Source organism: Lactobacillus sp. ESL0681 (assembly GCF_029392835.1).
Classification (GTDB): Bacteria; Bacillota; Bacilli; order Lactobacillales; family Lactobacillaceae; genus Lactobacillus.
Genome location: NZ_CP113943.1, coordinates 1,349,443 through 1,369,525, shown reverse-complemented (window position 1 = coordinate 1,369,525; position 20,083 = coordinate 1,349,443). Strand labels below are relative to the sequence as shown.

General features: G+C 37.5%; 17 protein-coding genes. 4 read left to right on the top strand and 13 right to left on the bottom strand.

Going from position 1 to position 20,083, the window contains the following annotated elements; all coding sequences use genetic code 11:
* Positions 1 to 5: 5 nt before the first annotated feature.
* Positions 6 to 1,376, bottom strand: a complete 1,371-nt coding sequence (locus OZX59_RS06540) for a glycoside hydrolase family 1 protein (RefSeq protein ID WP_277125409.1) — start codon at positions 1,374 to 1,376, stop codon at positions 6 to 8.
* A gap of 145 nt (positions 1,377 to 1,521) precedes the next feature.
* Between OZX59_RS06540 and OZX59_RS06535 the strand changes: the two genes are divergently transcribed.
* A complete protein-coding gene (locus OZX59_RS06535; protein ID WP_277125407.1) occupies positions 1,522 to 2,247 on the top strand; it encodes a GntR family transcriptional regulator in 726 nt (241 codons plus the stop codon).
* Positions 2,248 to 2,294: 47 nt separating this feature from the next.
* Here the strand turns inward: OZX59_RS06535 and manA are convergent, their stop codons facing one another.
* The 3 genes from manA to OZX59_RS06520 all read right to left on the bottom strand — a co-directional run bounded on the left by manA (position 2,295) and on the right by OZX59_RS06520 (position 5,950).
* Positions 2,295 to 3,257 (bottom strand): mannose-6-phosphate isomerase, class I, encoded by a 963-nt coding sequence (manA, locus tag OZX59_RS06530; RefSeq protein WP_277125405.1) that lies wholly within the window; start codon positions 3,255 to 3,257, stop codon positions 2,295 to 2,297.
* A 163-nt stretch (positions 3,258 to 3,420) separates the two neighbouring features.
* Positions 3,421 to 4,443, bottom strand: a complete 1,023-nt coding sequence (locus OZX59_RS06525) for a branched-chain amino acid aminotransferase (protein WP_277125403.1) — start codon at positions 4,441 to 4,443, stop codon at positions 3,421 to 3,423.
* A gap of 187 nt (positions 4,444 to 4,630) precedes the next feature.
* The gene (locus OZX59_RS06520) at positions 4,631 to 5,950 is read right to left on the bottom strand and encodes a C1 family peptidase (protein WP_277125401.1); all 1,320 of its coding nucleotides are present in this window, start codon (positions 5,948 to 5,950) and stop codon (positions 4,631 to 4,633) included.
* A 184-nt stretch (positions 5,951 to 6,134) separates the two neighbouring features.
* Between OZX59_RS06520 and OZX59_RS06515 the strand changes: the two genes are divergently transcribed.
* On the top strand, positions 6,135 to 7,886 hold the full coding sequence (locus OZX59_RS06515; RefSeq protein ID WP_277125399.1) for an oligopeptide ABC transporter substrate-binding protein: 1,752 nt from the start codon (positions 6,135 to 6,137) through the stop codon (positions 7,884 to 7,886).
* Between the two features lie 251 nt (positions 7,887 to 8,137).
* Here OZX59_RS06515 and OZX59_RS06510 read toward each other — a convergent pair whose 3' ends face one another.
* The 4 genes from OZX59_RS06510 to OZX59_RS06495 form a co-directional block, all read right to left on the bottom strand.
* On the bottom strand, positions 8,138 to 10,204 hold the full coding sequence (locus OZX59_RS06510; RefSeq protein WP_277125397.1) for an ATP-dependent Clp protease ATP-binding subunit: 2,067 nt from the start codon (positions 10,202 to 10,204) through the stop codon (positions 8,138 to 8,140).
* Positions 10,205 to 10,334: 130 nt separating this feature from the next.
* A complete protein-coding gene (locus OZX59_RS06505) occupies positions 10,335 to 12,890 on the bottom strand; it encodes an ATP-binding cassette domain-containing protein (protein WP_277127002.1) in 2,556 nt (851 codons plus the stop codon).
* A 2-nt stretch (positions 12,891 to 12,892) separates the two neighbouring features.
* The gene (locus OZX59_RS06500) at positions 12,893 to 13,753 is read right to left on the bottom strand and encodes an alpha/beta hydrolase (protein WP_277125395.1); all 861 of its coding nucleotides are present in this window, start codon (positions 13,751 to 13,753) and stop codon (positions 12,893 to 12,895) included.
* Complete coding sequence (locus OZX59_RS06495; protein ID WP_277125393.1) at positions 13,740 to 15,047, bottom strand: PTS sugar transporter subunit IIC; 1,308 nt, start codon at positions 15,045 to 15,047, stop codon at positions 13,740 to 13,742. The genes OZX59_RS06500 and OZX59_RS06495 overlap by 14 nt, the downstream gene beginning before the upstream one ends.
* Before the next feature lie 154 nt (positions 15,048 to 15,201).
* Between OZX59_RS06495 and tenA the strand changes: the two genes are divergently transcribed.
* Positions 15,202 to 15,864, top strand: a complete 663-nt coding sequence (gene tenA, locus OZX59_RS06490; protein ID WP_277125391.1) for a thiaminase II — start codon at positions 15,202 to 15,204, stop codon at positions 15,862 to 15,864.
* A gap of 64 nt (positions 15,865 to 15,928) precedes the next feature.
* Positions 15,929 to 16,165 (top strand): hypothetical protein, encoded by a 237-nt coding sequence (locus tag OZX59_RS06485; protein ID WP_277125389.1) that lies wholly within the window; start codon positions 15,929 to 15,931, stop codon positions 16,163 to 16,165.
* 92 nt (positions 16,166 to 16,257) lie between these two features.
* Here the strand turns inward: OZX59_RS06485 and OZX59_RS06480 are convergent, their stop codons facing one another.
* The 5 genes from OZX59_RS06480 to dltC all read right to left on the bottom strand — a co-directional run bounded on the left by OZX59_RS06480 (position 16,258) and on the right by dltC (position 20,065).
* Positions 16,258 to 16,632 (bottom strand): hypothetical protein, encoded by a 375-nt coding sequence (locus tag OZX59_RS06480; RefSeq protein ID WP_277125387.1) that lies wholly within the window; start codon positions 16,630 to 16,632, stop codon positions 16,258 to 16,260.
* An 8-nt stretch (positions 16,633 to 16,640) separates the two neighbouring features.
* Positions 16,641 to 17,327, bottom strand: a complete 687-nt coding sequence (locus tag OZX59_RS06475) for a DUF975 family protein (protein WP_348636455.1) — start codon at positions 17,325 to 17,327, stop codon at positions 16,641 to 16,643.
* Positions 17,328 to 17,551: 224 nt separating this feature from the next.
* The gene (locus OZX59_RS06470) at positions 17,552 to 18,526 is read right to left on the bottom strand and encodes a serine hydrolase domain-containing protein (RefSeq protein WP_277125385.1); all 975 of its coding nucleotides are present in this window, start codon (positions 18,524 to 18,526) and stop codon (positions 17,552 to 17,554) included.
* A complete protein-coding gene (gene dltD / locus OZX59_RS06465; RefSeq protein ID WP_277125383.1) occupies positions 18,526 to 19,833 on the bottom strand; it encodes a D-alanyl-lipoteichoic acid biosynthesis protein DltD in 1,308 nt (435 codons plus the stop codon). Before dltD ends, OZX59_RS06470 begins: the two co-directional genes overlap by 1 nt.
* Positions 19,826 to 20,065, bottom strand: coding sequence for a D-alanine--poly(phosphoribitol) ligase subunit DltC (gene dltC / locus OZX59_RS06460; RefSeq protein WP_277125381.1), 240 nt, complete (start codon positions 20,063 to 20,065; stop codon positions 19,826 to 19,828). The genes dltD and dltC overlap by 8 nt, the downstream gene beginning before the upstream one ends.
* Positions 20,066 to 20,083 lie beyond the last annotated feature (18 nt).

The following is a 20,083-nucleotide window of genomic DNA, read 5'->3' as shown; positions in this document are numbered from 1 at the left end:
CCTCCTTATAAAATCTCACCATTTGATGAGATAACTTTTTTCAGCCAATCATAACTCTTCTTTGGTACTCGCTTTAAGTCCTTCAAGTCATGATTACTGCGATTGACATAAACTACGCCGTAGCGTTTTTCCATATTACCCGCAGAACTTGGAATATCGATTAAACCCCAGCCAAGATAACCAAGAATATTAGCACCCTTAGCCACCGCATTTTTAACTGCTTGAATATGGGTACGATGATATTCAATTCGGTAGGTATCGTTGATTTGGTGAACACCATCCCAATGCTCACGTACTCCGATCCCATTTTCAATCGGAAAAATTGGAATATCTAACCGATTAGCTAGTTCAACCAAAACTGTTTCAAATCCAGTCGGATCAATCGCCCAACCCCACTCATTAGCGGCCAAATATGGATTCTTCTTTTCGCCATAAACTTCATAGTAATTAGGCGGTGTGCCAGCCGGAATCTTAGTACTATCAATCGTACTAGTTGAATAGTAGCTAAAGCTAAAGAAGTCGCTAGTTACCAGGCTAAGTTCAGCAAGTTCGGTTTCATCCAAGATATCTGCTAGACCATTGTTCTCCATGAACGTGACTACTTCTGGTGAATATTTCCCCTGTGTAAATAAACTAATTAGATTATTATTGGTAAATTCTTGATATTCACGGACCGCTGCAACATCTTGTGGATTACAAGTTGCCGGATAAACTTCACGATAAGCTTCCATACCACCAATTTTTAAATCCGGCTTATTAGCATGAACATAATTAGCAACTTTAGCATGGGCTAGCATCACATTATGACTAATCTGATATAAATCGTGTAAGGTCTTGTCCCCCTCTAAGTAGCCGCTATACTTAAAGGCTTCTTGACTACTATACAAATTTTGTTCATTAAAAGTTAGCCAATACTTAACTCGATCACCTAAGACATCGACCATTTTTTTACCAAATTGATAAAAATCTTCAACTACTTGCTTACTGACAAAGCCGTTATATTTTTTTGCTAAATTAAGCGGCATATCGAAGTGATACAAAGCTACCATTGGCTGAATACCAGCTGCTAACAACTGATCAACTAAATCCGAATAGAATCTGATGCCCTCTTCGTTAAATTCACCTTCACCGTCAGGTTGAACACGACTCCACGAAATTTGAAAGCGATAGCAATTCATTCCTAAATCCTTCATCAAAGCAATATCTTCTGGATAGCGATGGTATTCATCAATCGCTACTTGCCAATCAGAAGTTTCAGCTGTTGCCTCATAGGTATCATAGACAGATTTACCTTTACCACCTTCATTTGCAGCACCTTCAGTTTGCATACTGGAAACCGAATTCCCCCACAAAAAGTTTTTACTTAATTTATTCACTTACATTTCCTCCTCATCATCTAACATAATAAAACGCTTCCTTAAATTTGTAAAGTCAAATTTTAAAAAAGAACTTACAAATTTTGTGAATAGCACTTTAACGGGATTTTTCGTATAATGTGTATTAATCTTAGGAGATTTAACTATGACAAAATATATCGATATCGCCACAACCTTAAAGCAAAGAATTAATAGTGGCCAATATAAAGCTGGTACTAGTTTGCCGCAACAAAAGGCTTTAGCTAAAGAGTTTAATACTAGTAGAATGACCATTCAAAAAGCCCTCGATGTCTTAGACAACGAAGGCTTAATCTACCGGGTTCAAGGCTCAGGCATTTATGTTAAAAAAAATATTAACTTCTTAACAGACATGAAAATTCCCGGTAATCAATATTTTGGAGCAACTCATCTTTTTGGAAAAAGTCATCATGTTAAAAGTAAGATTATTACTTTTAATATTAGTAATCCTACTAAAGAAGCCCAAAATGCACTAAAAATAACATATGACCAAGCCGTCTATAATATTGTGCGGTTACGCCTAGTTGATGACATTTCCTATGCTTTGGAATATACTACGATGCCCACGCAAGTAATTCCCGGTGTTAATCAATCAGTCCTACTCGATAGTATCTATAACTATATTCAAACTGACCTTAATCTAACCATCGGTTCGGCCTACCGTACAATTAGTGCAGATAAGCCAGACCAACTTGATCAGCAATATTTAAACTGTTTGCCTGTTGATCCAGTTTTACAAGTTCAACAAATAGTGTATTTAGACGACGGCGTAGCCTTTGAATTTTCAAGGACTAGACAAAGATTTGATAAAGGAAAATATACTATTTTTGAAACTGGACATCCAAATTTGTAACACATAAAAAAGCTGCCTGATATCAGACAGCTTTTTAAGTACAGTTTTTAATCATTTGGCGCAGACATAACTAATCGCAAGTCACCGGTAAAAGTGAAATCTTTTAACTGATTAGGAATAATCAAATTCGTCCCAATCGTTAAATCATATTCCTCATCCTGCGTGATCAACATACCTGTACCCGCAATTACCGAAACCAATATATACGGGTGCTCACCCAGGCTAGTTTGCCATTTGCCAGCTAGGTCAACTTGCCACAAATAAAAGTGTGGCGACATTGGTGGCTCAACCAAGGTCTTAATCTTGGCGGCCTGATCCGTAGTCTTTTTAACTGTAATTTGCGGATCTCGATGAGGTACGGTTGTGACATCAAGCGATTTTTGCGTATGCAGTTCCCGTTTTTGTCCTGTTTTTTCATCAACACGGTCATAGTCATACAAGCGATAAGTAACATCGCTAGATTGCTGGGTTTCAATCACCATAATTCCTTTAGTCAACGCATGAATTGTTCCTGCTGGCACATAGAAAAAGTCGCCAGCTTTCACTGGTACTTTGCGCAATAATTGATCCCATTCATCGCGCTCAATCATATCTGCAAGCTCCTGTTTAGTCTTGGCAGTATGACCATAGATCAAATATGAATCTGGATCAGCTTGTAAGACGTACCAACTTTCCGTTTTACCCTGATCATGCTCCACTCTAGAAGCATAATCATCATCTGGATGCACTTGCACTGACAAACTATCATTGGCATCCAAAAACTTGACTAACAAAGGAAATTCTTTTGCTTGTGGATTACCAAAAAGTGCTGGTTGCTCATGATATAGCTGTCTTAACGTTTTACCTTGAAATTCTCCTGTTGAAACAGTTGAAGCATCATCTTTGTAGCCGGAAATAATCCAGGCCTCGCCAACTTTACCTTCTGGGATATCATAATTAAAAATCGTTTGTAATTTACGTCCACCCCAAATTTTTGGGCGAAAATACGGTGTTAAAAATATTGGTTCCATCTTTTGCTATTCCTTCCAAAGCTAACTAAAAATAAATTAATCAAATTGCTGCTTATGATTGTAGCCCTCATGCATATTAATTTGCAAGCGCAATCAGCTAAATAAAAAAGAAACTAGTTCCGAATTTAATTCGAAATTAGTTTCTTTTAATTAGATTTAGCAATTATTCAACTGTTTGAACCCAACCTTCTGGACCAGTTTTATCACCATATTGAATGCCAATCAGCTCATTGTACAGCTTAGTAGTTATCGGGCCAGTTTCGGTTTCACTATGAATAACGTGCTTCTTGCCTTCATAAGTGATAGAGCCAACTGGTGAAATTACTGCGGCTGTACCCATCGCACCAGCTTCTTTCATCTTGAAAGCTTCTTCCAGAGTAATTTGTCGCTCAACTGGATTCAAGCCCTGACGCTTAGCAACTTCTAACAAGGAGCGTTTAGTAATTGAAACCAAAATTGATTTAGATTTTGGGGTTACAAATTGACCATCTTGAGTAATACCAAAGAAATTGGCCCCGCCAAATTCATCGACATACTTATGTTCACGCGGATCAAGATATAAACAATCTGCAAAACCTGCCTCATGTCCTTCAACTGTCGGCAGCAGACTGCTGGCATAATTACCTGAAGTCTTAGCTTGACCAGTACCAGCATATGCGGCCCGATCGTATTCACTAACAACATAGGCAGCAGGATTTAATCCTTTAATATATGCACCTACTGGTGTAGCAAACATGCGCATAGTATATTCACTTGCAGCTTCAACACCTAAAACCTTCGAAGTACCAATCATATAAGGTCGAATATACAAAGTCGCACCACTTTCATAAGGTGGTACAAACTCTTCGTTAGCCTTAACAACTTCTTTAACAGCTTCTACAAACTTATCTTCTGGATATGCAGGCATTGCCAAACGCTCAGCTGACAAAGCAAAACGATGCGCATTCTGATCAGGACGAAAGAGATTAATCTTGCCATCTTTACGTCGGTAGGCCTTTAACCCTTCAAAAATCTCTTGGCCATAGTGCAAGACTTCAGCACCCTCAGACAAAGTTACGGTTGACTCTTGTGTCAACTTACCTTCTTGCCATTGACCATCTTTATATTTAGCCTCAAATCGATACGGTAAATCGCGATATTTAAAACCTAAATCATTCCAATCAAGATCTGCTACTTTTTGTTTCATTAGATGCACCCCACAATAAGTTATTACTCTATATTACGAATTTCAGTTAAAACCAATCGATAAATCCATTTTGACTAATTTCATAATTATTTAATTGATAATTAATTTAAACCATAATTACCTTATTGTCAACACCTTTTCCTAACTTACATAGGAGTTAAAAAATGCGGTAGTTTACAATTTTGATCTAACCTAATGGATCCCAAACAGGTAGGTCTTCAGTAATTGGTCCGGCTGCTAGCTCTTGTTGCTGCTTAGTCAGATACCGTTTATGAACTGCCACTTCATAAACATAATCATTGAACCAATCATTGTTCATTACAAAAAAGCCCTGATCTCCGACTTGATCACCCCAAGAATTCTCAACTTTCCAGCGGCGAATCTTACCGTGGTCCTCATCTACCCCAACAAAAGTCATTGCATGTGAAAAGTTAGCTTCACCAGTACGTAAACGATCTGCCTTGGACATCTTTAAATCAACATCAAACAAGTCACTAAATTGATAAAGCTCTGAGTCAAGCAACCCTTCTTGGCGATGCATCTGTTGTAAAACATCATTACCAAACCAGACTGCTTCCCCATCTTTTAGCTGCTTAACCGTCGCAGAAGCCAAATACTCCATTGGCACATTCAACAACCTGATTTCTCCACCACCAGCCACATTGTTATCAGCTGGTATACCATACAATTTATTATATTCATGATTAGGCGAGTTAGTTAATACCACATAATCAGAAAAATTCACTTCTGCTAAATATTTATGAAAAAAGCTAATAGGTGTTAGATCACGATCAAGATGGTAGCCTCCATTGTCATCACGATATTCAAAGTCAAATTTTCGTGGTGGTTCACCCACAGCCATTGCTGTCATGCGATACACTTCATTCAAGAATTGCTTTTGAGTTCGGACTAATTTCTCATCCTCACCTGCCTGCTTTAATTGCCGTAAAACTAATGCATCTTTTTTCAATTTTTTACCTAAAACAAGCTTCAAGGCATCAGTATGATTGGTATTGAAATTCTCAGGCATTACTGACGTTGGCACAACACCATACTTTTCAATTAATGAAACAGCCAATTGAAAATGACCACCATCTTGACCTGCACTAGCCAGATACTTTCTTACTTCTGGTGTTTCTAAAGACTGATCCGCAGACTCAATAATGTGATTATAAAAAATATTAGCACGCTCAATCTTATCCCAGAAAAAATTATAGGCTTGTGAAAAAGTAAAATTCTTAACATGATATTGTTTGCCAAAAATATGTCGCAATACATTCAAAGCCGCAAACTCCCAACAGCGTCCTGATTGCTGCTGAGCCGTAACATTCTGCGTTGGCAACTCTACTGAAAAAACCCGATCTAGTTCAGCTTTTGCGCGATCATTATATGCAGCCGCATAAATTCCACTACGACCCGTGGCACGTGCAATTACCCGATTTTTTGGATCGCTATTAAAATCAGCTGAAAATTCTGCTATTTCTTGATTAGTTATCTCGTGTCCCATAATCTTTGTCTCCTTTTTAATATTTTTATAATTATATCATTGCCTACAAATAAGTAAAGTCAAGCTGACTCTTTAATTCATAATAAAACTGCCAAAATAAATTAAAATTATATTTGATTTTTAATAATTATCTATATATAATGATGAGAATTCAAATATTTTTAGTTGATAGGAGTTGATGAATATGAATAAACTAAAATTGAGTCATTCACTAGTACTTACCTTAGCAGTTATGTTATTAACTGCATGTGGTAATACTAAAAATAATAGTGACCAAGCAGTTAAAACGGCCAAAACGTTTCCTAGTGCCATGCCCAAAAAGAAAGTTCACCAAGGGGGAACTCTAAAAATTGCGGCCGAAACTGATACCCCATTTACCGGTATTTTTACTAATACGCTTTCTACTGCACAAATCGACAGAGACGTAGTTGCGTTTGGTCAAGAAGCATTATTTGCAACTGACGATAATTACCAAATTACTGATCGCGGTGCTGCTATTTTAAAAACTAATGTTAAGCAAAAAACTATAACAATTAAAGTTAAGCCAGGTATCAAGTGGTCAGATGGTAAAGAAGTTGTAGCCAAAGATGTTGAATATCCATATGAAATCATTGCTAATAAACAAACTAAAAGTCAGCGTTACACCGGAAGTATCGCCAATATTCAAGGAATTTCAGAATATCACAATGGCCAATCCCCAACCATTTCTGGAATTAAAATGCCTGATGGCCCTAATGGCAAAACCGTAGTCATTCACTTTAAGAAGATGAAGCCAGGAATGTCCCAATCAGGTAACGGTTATTTCTGGGAAAATGCCGAACCATACCATTATTTAAAGAATGTTCCATTTAATAAACTAGAATCTTGTGACCAGATTCGTAAAAAGCCATTATTCTTTGGACCATTTCAAGTTGAAAAAGTAGTCCGTGGGCAATCCATCACTTGGACTCCAAATAAATATTACTGGCGAGGAAAGCCTAAACTAGCTAAAATTGTAATTTCAACTGTTGCGCCCAATTCAGTTTCACAGGCAATTAAAAATCACAAATTTGACGTAGCAGACGTGATTAACACCCAATGGACTAACGTTAAAAATACTAAAAACGTCACTTTTGTTGCTAATTTAGCTTTACAATATCATTATTTATCTTTCAAAGTTGGTAAATGGGACAGCCACGCCAACAAAAACGTAATGAATCCTAACGCTAAGATGAATAATAAGTCTCTGCGACAGGCAATCGGCTATGCAATGAATATCGATGCCGTAAACAAACGCTATACTAATGGACTTACCTTCTACGTTCCAACCCTAGTTCTATCCCAATTCGGTGATTATTTCGATAAAAATGCCCGTAAGTATAACTACAACCTTAAAAAGGCTAACAAGCTATTAGATCAGGCTGGCTACAAAAAGAAGGGCAAATGGCGTACCCAACCCAATGGAAAGCCTTTGACAATTACTTTTGCGGCAATGAGTGGTGATACAACTCAGGAGCCTATCGTACAAAATTATTTGCAACAATGGCATAAAATTGGTCTCAATGTAAAATTACTAAATGATCGGTTGACTGAATTTAATTCTTTTTATGATAAAGTGCAGCATGATGATCCTAAAATCGATATGTTTCTAGCTGGTTGGGCTCTATCAACCGAACCATCACCCAACGATTACTATAATGAAAAAGCGCCTTATAATTATGGCAGATTCGTAACAGCTAAAAACAATAGACTATTAGCAGAAATTGATTCTGAAAAGTCATTTGATCATAGCTATCGGGTAAAGAAGTTTCACGAATGGCAACGATATATGTTAGATCAGGCATATGTATTACCAGTTGATGACCAGTATAAAATTACTGCAGTTAACGATAAAATTAGTGGTTATTCTAAAAAACCTTCTTGGACTGGTTGGTATAATGTTGGTTTTAACAAATAAAATCTAAAGATAACTGATCTATATAATGATAATTTATCCAGAGCCAAAGTCATTAAATTGAGCCAAAAACTCTTGTTTATGCAAAATAAAAAGCCCTTGACTCTAACATCAAAGGCTTCAATAGAAACTTTACAAATTGCTCAATGCTTGTACGCAAACCTTGCTCTCATCTAATACATATTATGTCAGCTTTTTAATAAATACATCAAAAGACACGAGTAGCATCGTGTCTTTTTCTATATATTCAGTTTTTACTTCTTAGATTCACTAATCGATAAAATTGGCTCGCCATTTAGATAAACATGCTCTTTGTCAGCAGTAAACTTAGCTTCCTTAGTATCTGGCTTTTGCATAAGTAATTTTGCAATCGGTGTTTCTAGATCTTGCTCAACTACCCGACGCAGTGGACGTGCACCAAATTCTTTATCATAGCCTTTTTTGGCTAAATATGACTTAGTTTCACGTGAAACTCCAACTTTGACATTTCTCTTAGCCAAAACAGTTTTAACGTGCTCAATATAAATATCAATAATCTTAGTCATATCTTGTTCATTAAGCGAATTAAACGGCACAATGGCATCTAATCGATTCAAAAATTCAGGTCTAAAGTAAGCCTCTAAGGCTTTAATCCGCTTGTCATGATCAACTTTGCCATCTTCGAGCAGTTTGTCAGAATATCCAGCATTCGACGTCATAATTAAAATCGTATCTGTAAAGGAGACTGTTCTGCCCTGTGCGTCAGTTAGCCGCCCATCATCCATTATCTGCAGCAAAGCATTGAAGACTTGTGGGTTAGCCTTTTCAATTTCATCAAATAAAATCAAACTATATGGATCGTGACGGACCTTTTCAGTCAGTTGGCCACCTTCACCATAGCCAACATAACCAGGAGCTGATCCGATTAACTTATTAACTGCCATTTGATCTTGGTACTCAGACATATCTAAACGGATCAAATGATTCTCACCACCAAATAATTGAATGGCTAATTGTTTAGCTAATTCAGTTTTACCAACGCCCGTTGGACCCGTTAATAAGAATGACCCAGTTGGTCGATTACTATCTTTAAAGATTTGCTTACGAGCGATCGCATCAGTAATGATATCCACGGCATTATCTTGGTCAATGACAGCCTGCTTTAATTTTTTAGCTAAATTAATATTTTGTTGACCTTCATCAGCATGCAGTTCACTCATCGGAATCTTAGTTCTAGCTTCAATCAAGGCATAGATATCTTCATCAGTAACCCGCGGTGTTACTTCATCTTCTACCTGCTTAATTTGCTCGTGCAATTCGGAAATTTGTTTTTTAAGCTCGCTAGCTTTGGCATAGTCTTCTTTTTTAGCAGCTGCCGACTTTTCAGTTTCAAGGTGGTGAATTTGTTTTTGCAAACTAGCCTTGTCTTTAGGAACTGTATCTAAACCTTTCTTAGCACCCGCTTCATCCATGATGTCGATTGCTTTATCAGGTAAATAACGCCCTTGAAGATACCGCTGTGACAATTCAACTGCTAGCCGCAAGGCACTATCATCATACTTAACATGGTGAAATTCTTCATATTTAGGCTTTAAACCTTCCAAAATTTTGATTGTTACTTCGGCTGAAGGCTCTGGTACTTGCACTGCTTGAAAACGACGAGCTAACGCTGCATCATTTTCAATTCTGCGGTATTCACTAGTTGTTGTTGCACCAATTAAATTCAAGTCACCACTAGCTAAAGCCGGCTTTAAAATATTAGCTGCATCACCATTGTTATTTTCTGAATCAGTTGATCCTGCGCCAACAATGTTATGCAATTCATCAATAAACAAAATAATATTAGGATCTTCTTTAGCTTGATCAATCACTTTTTTAAGCCGTTCTTCAAAGCTACCACGCAAGCTTGATCCAGCCACCATATCATTAATATTTATCGCAATAATATGCTTATTTTTCATTTTATCTGGGACATTGCCACTAGCAATCTTTTCAGCTAAACCTTCAACAATTGAAGTTTTACCAACACCAGCAGGTCCTACTAAAACTGGATTATTCTTTTTGCGTCTACTAAGGATTTCAATAGTTGCTTGAATCTGCTCATCACGACCAATCACTGGGTCATATTTATTTTTCTTGGCTTGCTCAACTAAATCAACACCAATCGGCTTCTCTGGTTGTTGACCATCAGCTTGTCCATCTTCTGAAGCATTTTGGAAGTCCGGATTCATGTTAGCGTAATGCCTAGGAGCCGAATTATTGCTCTGCCCAGAATTACTGTTAAAGAAAGAATTGTTTAATTCGTTAAATAAATTGTCAAAGTCGCTGTCAAAATATGCCATCTAAAAACACCCCTTATTTATAGTTGTTAAATATCATAACGTATAGCTTTCTTAGTGATTGCTATACCTCTATTTCTCAGTATAATAGGTTGCTTAATGAGAACAAACTATTTTGCTCAATGCAATACAGCTATTTGATTTTAGTATTATTTAAGTTATCAGCATATAATTTAAAGTGTTTATTTAAATATTTAGCAGTCAGACTTTCCTGGCCCTCAGCAACTGCTCGTGGCATCCCACTGGCAACAATTTTACCGCCATTAGTACCACCACGCGGTCCCAAGTCAATCATATAATCACTATTAGCAATCATATCCAAGTCATGAGTAATTGTAATAATAGTAGCATGCTGATCTAGCAACTTTTGAAAGACTGCTAACAATACTCGGACATCGCTAGGATGTAAGCCAACAGTTGGTTCATCAAAGATGAATAGACAGTTCTTTTGCTCATGATGTAAATGGCTAGTTAGCTTTAATCTTTGTGCTTCTCCGCCCGATAGTGCTGGTGTAGCTTCACCCAAGTGCAGATACCCTAATCCCATATCATGCAGCGTAATAATTGTTTTTTGAATTGCTGGTTCATCCTTAAATAAGCCTAACTGCAGTAGCTCATCAACTGAATAAGCTAAAACATCTGCAATACTCAAGTTATGCCACTTCACTTGCAAAACGGCTTGATTATAACGTCGTCCGCCACAAGCAGAACAGGTTTCAACCATATCAGGCAAATATTGAATATCCAGCGTTGTCTCACCTGTACCCCCGCAAACCGGACAAGCACCTGCCTTATTATTATAAGAAAAATTGGTTGAACTATATCCCAATTTACGTGCCAACGGCTGTTTAGCAAATAACTTTCGCAAATTAGTCATAATATCCGTATAAGTTGCCACAGTTGAGCGTTGATTTTTGCCAACCGGACTAGAGTCAACGCTAATTACCTTTTTAATTCCACCAGAATCCAAATCAGTTACCCATTCAGGGGCATTCTGACGCTGTTCTTGGGCTTTTAATGCTGGTAACAAAGAATCAAGTATCAGCGTAGTTTTACCTGCACCAGAAAAACCACTGACGGCTGTCAGCCGACCTATGGGAATTTGAACATGAACATGGTCCAAATTAAAGTGGTTAGCAACTGTCAATGTCATTTGTCCCGCATTAAACAACTCTTCTGGCTCAATTTGCGGTCTCACCATTAACGGAGCAGAACCTGTCAAATATGGTCCAATCAGCGACTTACTATTCTGACGCAATTGCTTAGGTGCCCCTTGGCTAACTACTTGCCCACCATTTGCACCAGATCCCGGGCCAATTTCAATTACCCAATCTGCGGCATCAATAATTGCAGTTTCATGATCGACAACCACCAAAGAATTACCTTGATCAACCAGCTGATGAAAAACATCAATCAAGCCAGCTACATTATCTGGATGCAGACCAACTGATGGCTCATCCAAAACGTAAAGTACACCAGTTGTCTGCGTTCGCAGAGTTCGTCCTAACTGAATCCGCTGTAACTCACCAGTTGATAAACTACTGGCTTTACGGGCAATCTCCAAATAATCCAATCCGAGTTTAATTAGCGGTTTAACCAAGTGCAGCAATTCTTTCGTCAAATTTTGGGCTAACTGCTGCATATCTGCTGGGAGCCAGTCCAAAATGGCTGCCACGTAATCTGGCAATTCTCCTAACGTTAATTGCTCTGCTTCAACGATATTTTTACCTGCAACTAGCTGCTGCCAACGACTTGGATCGATTCGTTTACCCTGACAACGCGGGCAGGTACTAAAATGATAAAAATTGTTAATCCGAGCCAAACCACGCTCTGTCTTAGTAGTTTTACGGGAATTAATCACCGCATTATAGGCATTCTCATACAGAGCATCCAAGTGATAAACTCGCCCAGTCTTAGTTGGTATATCTACCGGCACCTTACGTTCATCACCATGCAAAACCAATTCTTTTTCTTGATCACTTAATTCACGATATGGAATATCAGTCCGCACGCCTAATTCACGCGCAATCCGCCACATCCAATTTCGTCCAGGAATTTGCCAAGTTGCAACCGCCCCGTTTTCTAATGACAAATTTTCATCCGCAATAATTTTGCGGTCATCAATTTGTTCAACAGTACCTAGACCCTGACATTTTTGACAAGCACCTGTCGAATTAAAGGCAAAGTCTTCTGCGCTAAAAGCCATAAATTCAACTCCGCAAGTTGGACAAGTAATTTTACCCATTGCTTCGCCACTTAAATCCATCGCTTGTGCAATTTTAATTGTCGGCGGAATTTGGTGCCCATTAGGACAAACTGGTGAACCAAGTCTAGAAAAAATCAACCGCAAAACATTAAAAATTTCAGTTACTGTTCCAACAGTTGAACGCACCCCAGGAACAGTTGGTCGCTGTTTCAATGCCAAAGCCGAGGGAATATGACGCACCTCATCAACCTGCGCCCGTCCTGCCTGACCAATTCGCCTCCTAGTGTAGGTTGCCAGTGAATCAAGATAACGCCTTGAGCCTTCTGCATATAAAATTCCTAACGCTAAACTCGATTTTCCCGAACCACTAGGTCCCGAAATTGCAACGAATCTATGTAACGGAATATTAACTTTGATATTTTTCAGATTATTAACCCGACCGCCAATTACTTCAATCTCGGTGGGTTGCTCGGCATAGCTCATCATTAATCATCCTTTTCCTTGTTATCTTTAGGCGACTTATCATTTTCTAAAAGATATTGCTGAATTACTTGAATTATTTGTTTATTTTGCGGTAGCTCTGAGTGATCAGCTTTTTCACCAGTAACCATTACTGCAGTATAGGCTTTGACTTGATTTTGAAAAATAAATTTACCAGCTGCCACACTAGTCTCTGGTACAATCCCATCTGATTCATAATTTTTACCACCATAAAGTGAATAAACTTTTAGATTATGTGGTAACTTATTCCGCTTTTTAATAAAATCAGCCAACATCTGCGTATGATTATTAGGGTTATTTTCAGTAAAATTATATGGTGTACCTAAAGTCATCAAGCACTTCATCTTAGTTTCACTGGCATATTGCTGATAATAGTGTTCCAACCAATATGTCCAAATTAACCCACCATTTGAATGACCAAATACCTTAAAATTATTAAATTTATAATTTTCCATTAGCGACTTAAAAGCAACATCTAGCCATTGCGATTGCTTTTTAATATTGGCATAGCCATCTTTATTATTATCAAAACCAATAATAATAAACGGCTCTTGATCGTTTTTATTAATTGAGCCACGATAAGTTAATTTTGCTTCACGTGAAACAGTAATTTTTAAGACGCTATGCTTTTTGGCGGTCGTCTGATTAAGTTGGTCAATTAACTCGTTAAAGCGTTCCGTTGTAGCACTTGACCCAGGTACCATGATTACTGGTGATAATAGCGATTTGCTCCGCTGAGCCCTCGTATTATTGGCTTGTTTCATCCAGGCATAGCCAGGTATTTCTAACAAAATCAGAATGGTCAACAATAATAAAAGCCACTTTAAATTTTTATTTTTGAACATCAATCGTTGCCTCCCGGCGTAGTTTGGCTTGCTGATCAATCCGTTCACTGACTTTAATTAGGGGCCACAATAACAGCAAATCAAGTAAAAATAGCATAAGTGCAAAAACTAGTGCTGACCAATTGCCATTAGTTCCAAAAAACGGAATCAAAATTCCAGGTGTTCCAGTTAAAATAGGATATACACTGGCTGGTATCAAGTTCAAACTAATTGCGCTAGCTGCCAAAACCATATTAATTAGAGGTAAAGTAACCATCGGTAACAAAAATAATGGATTTAAAATGATTGGCAACCCCAATGTAAACCCCACAGTTGAGCCAAACGCTGCCGGCAATAAATTAACTAGCGCCAACGCTTCGATATTTGAATTTCTATGACGTAATAACATCAAGACAATCACAGCTAAGACCACACTTGCACCTCCCATAATGCCATAGCTATTAATCAAAGAACTTCCCAAAAACTTGTAAGGAACCTGCCATGAATTACCGTGTTGCAATGCATACGTCAAATTTGCCGTTGTATAATTATTGCTGATTGCACCCGAAAGAGATTCTAACGGATAACCAATTCCTAACCAAGCTAAAGCTGTAACTAAAATTGACAACAGTAATACATCTCCTAAATTATCAGTTGTCTGTAGCCGCAACACTATTCCGCGAAAACTACCCGAATTTAAAACCTTTAATTGTAATTCGTAAATGATAATTCCAAGCATAATTCCAAAAATTAACGAGACTAGCAATGGTAGGGCACTATTTTCAGCACGTCGCCGAATCCAACCAGCTGTTTCATTTGCAACTAACTGGTACCGTGCCCCTAGCCAATGAAAGATTTGCCCCACTCCGTAACCAACCATCAATGCTATAAAAATGCCATTTACTTGCAAAAGGTTAGTTGTACCAAGCCGCTGGTTGACACTGCTTGATGCATACGAACAAAATAGTAAGACTAAAACAGCTGATAGGCCAGCCATCGTTGAATCTTTGTGATAAATCCTGGCAGTATAGCGTGCCATAAAAAAAGCTGCATAAGCACCAAATGCACCAAAGGTTATACTTACCATCCCGCGACATACAAACGAACCACCATACCAAATATGATCTGACATAATTTTATCTAAATTGAAAATATTATAGATTAAGCCATTAGGTGAAAAAACCAATTTATTCATTAAGTCAAAGTATGAGCCAATTACAGTAATTGGCATTAGCATCACTAACGTTGCTTGTACACTGCGAAAAAACGAGCGTTCCTTAGTCCAAAGTATTAATTTAGTTACAAAATTTATCATTATCAAAATCCTATTTTATACTATATTTTAGTAGCATCTTACTACTATTGTTTACTACAGGTCAATCTAGCGAATTGCTCTACATATGCTTCAAGTGGGATAATATAATTAGTTACATTTTAGACGTTAAGTATTTAATTTAGAGGTTATTATTTTGGAAAAGTTTACTGAGCGATTGCACCAAGCTGCTAGCAATCTTTGGCAACAAAGCATGCACCACCCTTTTATTAAACAACTAGAAAGCGGTGCCTTGCCGCTAAACAAGTTTCGCTTTTACTTATTACAAGATCGCTATTATCTAGAGGAATTCAGTAAGTTTCATGAATTAGTCGCACAACAAGCAGACACTGTGCAAACGCAAAAATTTTTGCTTGATGGAGCCCAAAGTTTGCGAGATAGTGAAATAAGTATCCGCGAGCAGTTTTTCCAGCAATTAAAAATCACTTCTGCAGAAATTGCACAAACAGAGATTGCTCCGACTGCTTATAATTATGTAAACCACTTGCAGACAACCCTGCAGCGCGACGGCGTTAATTCAGCAGTAGCTGCGATTGTTCCTTGTTACTGGCTTTACCAAGAACTAGGTCAAGCTATGGCAAATTCTGGTTCACCGGTATCATACTACCAAGCTTGGATTGACACTTATGATAGTGATTGGTATGCCGTAAATGTTAAGCAAATTCTAACATTAACTGAGCAATTAGCCACTAATGCTACACTATCAGAACAACAAAAAATGCAACGGGCCTTTCTACGCAGCAGTTACTACGAATTACAATTCTGGCAAATGGCTTTGGATGATGAAAAGTGGCAATAAATAAAATTAAGCGCTTATTTTATTGCAAAAATGCTATAATAAAATTGTTTGTAGAGAGGAATTAATGATGAGTAAGAAAAAAATCACCTTAAACGAAAAAGTTGAAAAACTAACCCAAAAATATCTGCAAGTTTCCGGTCTTGATCTAGACAAAGTAACCAATCAAGCTCTTGAAGCTTTCCTCGTTGAGCATTTAAATTCAAGTCAGATTAAAGAGGCACTCCAAGATACTGACAGTGGAGATTCTAAGTATACTGAGCAACTATTCCAGAGTACTCTTGATCATTTGAATCGATTTTGAGTTAGATTAATTAAACTAAAAAAGAGCAGGTTCTTCTGCTCTTTTTTTATTTATAAATGGTTTTTATTGAATTGTTCTAAATTTATCCCCGGCTAAAACTTGCCAAGCATTACGTTCTTTAAAAAATCTAAGACTATCAAAATGACTATTATCAGAATAGAAAACAAAGCTCGATAAATTTCAGCAGGCATATTATTATACAAAATTATTATGTATACAAAACTCAATACTGAGCAACTTAATTCACTAATAACCAAATACTTCAACCCAAATTTACTGAATATATCAAGCGCTTGCAAAACACAACCAACAACCATTAATACTCCACTAATAGCGTAAATCGTGCTAAACGCTCTTAATTCAAAGTTAGGGTTACTAACACCACCAATTTCGCTAAAAAACAATAATAATCCATGCACAAATCCAACTGTTTCAATAACAGCTGATAAAATTTTAAATACTTTCATGACCTCTATTATATCGTTCTAAATTTATCCCCGGCTAAATTGCGATAGAAGTTTGCCTTAGTGGTTTGCTCATAAGGTATCAACCAAATAAAGCCTATTCCTAGCGTTAAGACCGCTAAGATGTCCCAACCAATGAAACTAAGATCTAACACAAAAAATTCCCATTTATGGCCGTCCATTAGTTCACGGCTGGCGCTAATCCCCGTAGTTGGCCCAACTTCTTGTCCACTAGCAACTAGATCATTAACAATATAAGGTGTCATAGCATAAGAATAAGATTTAACTAGACCAGGAATAACTAACAACAACGTCCATAACCACTGGAAGATATAGCTGAGCAAGTAATTTAAGAATTCAGGAACAAATCGCCCATCTGTGAAAACGGAAAACGCGCCACCAATTGCATGATCTTTGCGTCCTTCTAAAAAGTGCAAAAAGACAATTGCAGCACTTAACATTAAAAATCCTATGATAAAATTACTACCAAAATTATTGGCTCGTCCAGCCCAAAAATTCGATGAAGAAAAGTTACCTGCTAATTGTTTATTATAGTTAAAACTATTGGTCGTAGTTGTAAGAGGCAACAAATCAAAAATAATATAAATAATTATCATAATCAAACCAATCGTTGCAGCCCAAGCCCAATTACCATGAAGTTTAGCCTTCGCATCTTCTTTTAATTCTGCTCTAGTCATTACTATTCCTCCCTGCTACTTAATTAACCACATTATACTCTTACTAAGTAATAAAAAGACACTAAAAAAGCCTAGTTCCACCAACATCGGAACTAAGCTCACACAGTGTAAAACCGCCACTACTGACCACATATAGAAGTTAGCATTTTCGCTACCGGAGAAAATGAATACTTTCTCGTGGCGGCACAACAAAATTTTAGCATGCTATAGCATAAAAGACAAGTCTAACCTGTTATATTTTCATTACTGGGCTTTATATCAAGCAGCTGCCACATTAAAGCATCAATTTCAGGTTTTAATCGATCAAATTGACCGTGACGCGTGCGATTTGATTGAATAATAATCATCGTCTGAGCATCATTTGTACTACGCATGAAAGTATAATATCCAGCACCAGCTCCATTAGCCGTCTTTAATTTTAACTGATCATCGTTATAAAACCCTCCACCATAATAATACGGCGGTTGAGAGTGGTATAGCTGCTTGCGACTTTTGGCTGACAGCAATTTACCTGCTAAGATATAGTGCAATGTTTTAACTATATCATGATTGGACATGACAATTGACCCGGCACCAAGCTCATTATGGGCATCACGCAAGGCCTGCTTACGTCTAATTGGAACATATTGACCACGATGATATTGCATTCCCATTGCCAAGCCACTTGCCTGCAATTGTTCAGGATTAGCCCACAAAAACGCGGTCTGCTTTAATCCTAGTGGTTTAATATAAAGCTGGTTAAATAATTGTTCATAGCTCTTGTGCGTGACTTTACTCATAACCGCACATAAATACACATAATTTAGCGAACTATAATACCATTGGCCTAACATTTGGGGCTTAAAAATAGTTTTGGCAATATCACGTTGCAAATTATCTTCATCAGTAATAAAGTACTCAGAGCCAAGTTTCGCTCCTGGTTCGATTTCAAGGCCTGCTGTCATCGTCAATAGATGTTTAATTGTTACCTTTTTAGCACCCGGAACATCCGGCAAAAATTTATCTAGTCGATCATGCAAGCTTAATTTGCCTGCTTGTACTTCGTGCATTACCATTGCTGCAGTCATCGACTTTTGAACTGAATTAATTAAATAACTAGTGTCAGTGGTATTTTCTGTAGCATAATTGAGCAAAGTCTTACCGTTCCTAAGAACTAAAACTGAACCCTTAATCCCCAGAACTGCAATTTGCTGGCGCACTAATTCTCTTTTAAATTTTCTTTTTGACTTTCCGTCTGTGGACTGGAATTGTTCAAACTAACAACAGAAGGCTTTTTTTGCCATTTTTTGGAATAAAAATAATTGTGCAGATTGTAGTTATAACGGATATTATCCTTCGCCATAAATGGCTTAACCGCCTCATCAACAGCTACCCAGCCACGCCAACCAAGATGAATCGTATCTTCCATAAAATACTTTTCACCACCACGATTGGACAAATCTGCAATATTTTCAAAGCCTTGACTCTCAAGTTGATACTTAATTTTAGAGACCGACTTTTGATACATAGTCTGAGATAGCCCAGTATAGCTAGCCCACTTTTGATTGATCGGTGGGATAACAAATAAAACATTGGTATGCTGTTTGGCAAATTGATGCAACATCAGCTCAAAGTCACTATACTCAACCGATTTAGTATAGTTAAAGTGCTGTTGACTACCCTTTAACTTACGCAAATTACGCTTATTTAACCGTAATTTGTAAAAGCTATTATTTATACCAAATGAATTTGAGTTAGTATGACTAGCAGCTTGCTCGTCTGCAACTTCATCAAGTTTTGCTAGGGAATATTTCCCGGGTAATAACTTTGCCTGCTTTTCAATTTTAGGCTTACGATCACGCAATTGAAATGAACTAAAGAACTTATCTTCATTATCCAGCATCCGTCGTTGTCCCTCTAAAGCAAAACGCTGTGTTGCAGAAATTTGCTGACCGTGAGCAATTCGTTTCATTGCTGCCTTAACTTCACCTTTAATTTCCGGCATTTGTAAAAATCGCTTGGCTGCGTATTGATTAGCCTTATTAAGACTTTTAATGCTTAACAAGAAGTTGCAAGCCTGCAACGGCGAATAATACAACGTAAATGCGTTAGGATCTTGACCCTTTTTAGTGAACCATTGTGGAGAGATAATCACAACCGCCTTTTTGTTGCGCATTTGCTTAGTCGTACCTTGCATCCCCAAAAATTGTGCTAAAGATTGACTACCTGGTCCACCCAATAAAAATGGCTGATAATCGCGATGGTACTTTTCTGCTAAAACACTTGGATGTAGCGGATCCATCCGCGATAATTCACTAGAGCCATAAAACGGAACATACCCATCATCATAAGCATTTTGCTTCATTCGTGAGCCCTTGAAAACCGTTGTAGTTTGTGAATTAGCGGCTTGATAGATTGACTCTTTGGAAAAAGTTCGCTCCCAAGGCAACAAAAAAATTACCAACAACAAAATAACAGCGCAAATAACTGGGCCAAAAATTTGCCACAGTCGGCGTTTGTTACTCATTTGCTAATTCTTCCACCTTTGCAACGATCTTATTCGGAGTATCCCATTCACTGCGATCAAACTCGGAAACTGGTACATCAATTGCAAACTTTTCCTGCAAGTTAAGCAACATTTGCACGCTAGCCATTGAATCCATTAAGCCATCATCAAAAATATTCTCATCCATTTTATCTGACAAATCTTCACCAGTTAAATCTTGTAAAATTGCTAAAACTTCTTTTTTAATATCCATAATAAAAAACCTCTTAAA

What these genes read in the sequence shown, in the direction of transcription:
- manA (WP_277125405.1), bottom strand. Translation starts at nt 3,257, where the DNA reads ATGGAACCAATATTTTTAACACCGTATTTTCGCCCAAAAATTTGGGGT.
- OZX59_RS06525 (WP_277125403.1), bottom strand. Translation starts at nt 4,443, where the DNA reads ATGAAACAAAAAGTAGCAGATCTTGATTGGAATGATTTAGGTTTTAAA.
- OZX59_RS06480 (WP_277125387.1), bottom strand. Translation starts at nt 16,632, where the DNA reads ATGAAAGTATTTAAAATTTTATCAGCTGTTATTGAAACAGTTGGATTT.
- OZX59_RS06485 (WP_277125389.1), top strand. Translation starts at nt 15,929, where the DNA reads ATGATGAGTAAGAAAAAAATCACCTTAAACGAAAAAGTTGAAAAACTA.
- OZX59_RS06510 (WP_277125397.1), bottom strand. Translation starts at nt 10,204, where the DNA reads ATGGCATATTTTGACAGCGACTTTGACAATTTATTTAACGAATTAAAC.
- OZX59_RS06535 (WP_277125407.1), top strand. Translation starts at nt 1,522, where the DNA reads ATGACAAAATATATCGATATCGCCACAACCTTAAAGCAAAGAATTAAT.
- dltD (WP_277125383.1), bottom strand. Translation starts at nt 19,833, where the DNA reads ATGAGTAACAAACGCCGACTGTGGCAAATTTTTGGCCCAGTTATTTGC.
- dltC (WP_277125381.1), bottom strand. Translation starts at nt 20,065, where the DNA reads ATGGATATTAAAAAAGAAGTTTTAGCAATTTTACAAGATTTAACTGGT.
- OZX59_RS06515 (WP_277125399.1), top strand. Translation starts at nt 6,135, where the DNA reads ATGAATAAACTAAAATTGAGTCATTCACTAGTACTTACCTTAGCAGTT.
- OZX59_RS06495 (WP_277125393.1), bottom strand. Translation starts at nt 15,047, where the DNA reads ATGATAAATTTTGTAACTAAATTAATACTTTGGACTAAGGAACGCTCG.
- OZX59_RS06500 (WP_277125395.1), bottom strand. Translation starts at nt 13,753, where the DNA reads ATGTTCAAAAATAAAAATTTAAAGTGGCTTTTATTATTGTTGACCATT.
- OZX59_RS06475 (WP_348636455.1), bottom strand. Translation starts at nt 17,327, where the DNA reads ATGACTAGAGCAGAATTAAAAGAAGATGCGAAGGCTAAACTTCATGGT.
- OZX59_RS06520 (WP_277125401.1), bottom strand. Translation starts at nt 5,950, where the DNA reads ATGGGACACGAGATAACTAATCAAGAAATAGCAGAATTTTCAGCTGAT.
- OZX59_RS06505 (WP_277127002.1), bottom strand. Translation starts at nt 12,890, where the DNA reads ATGAGCTATGCCGAGCAACCCACCGAGATTGAAGTAATTGGCGGTCGG.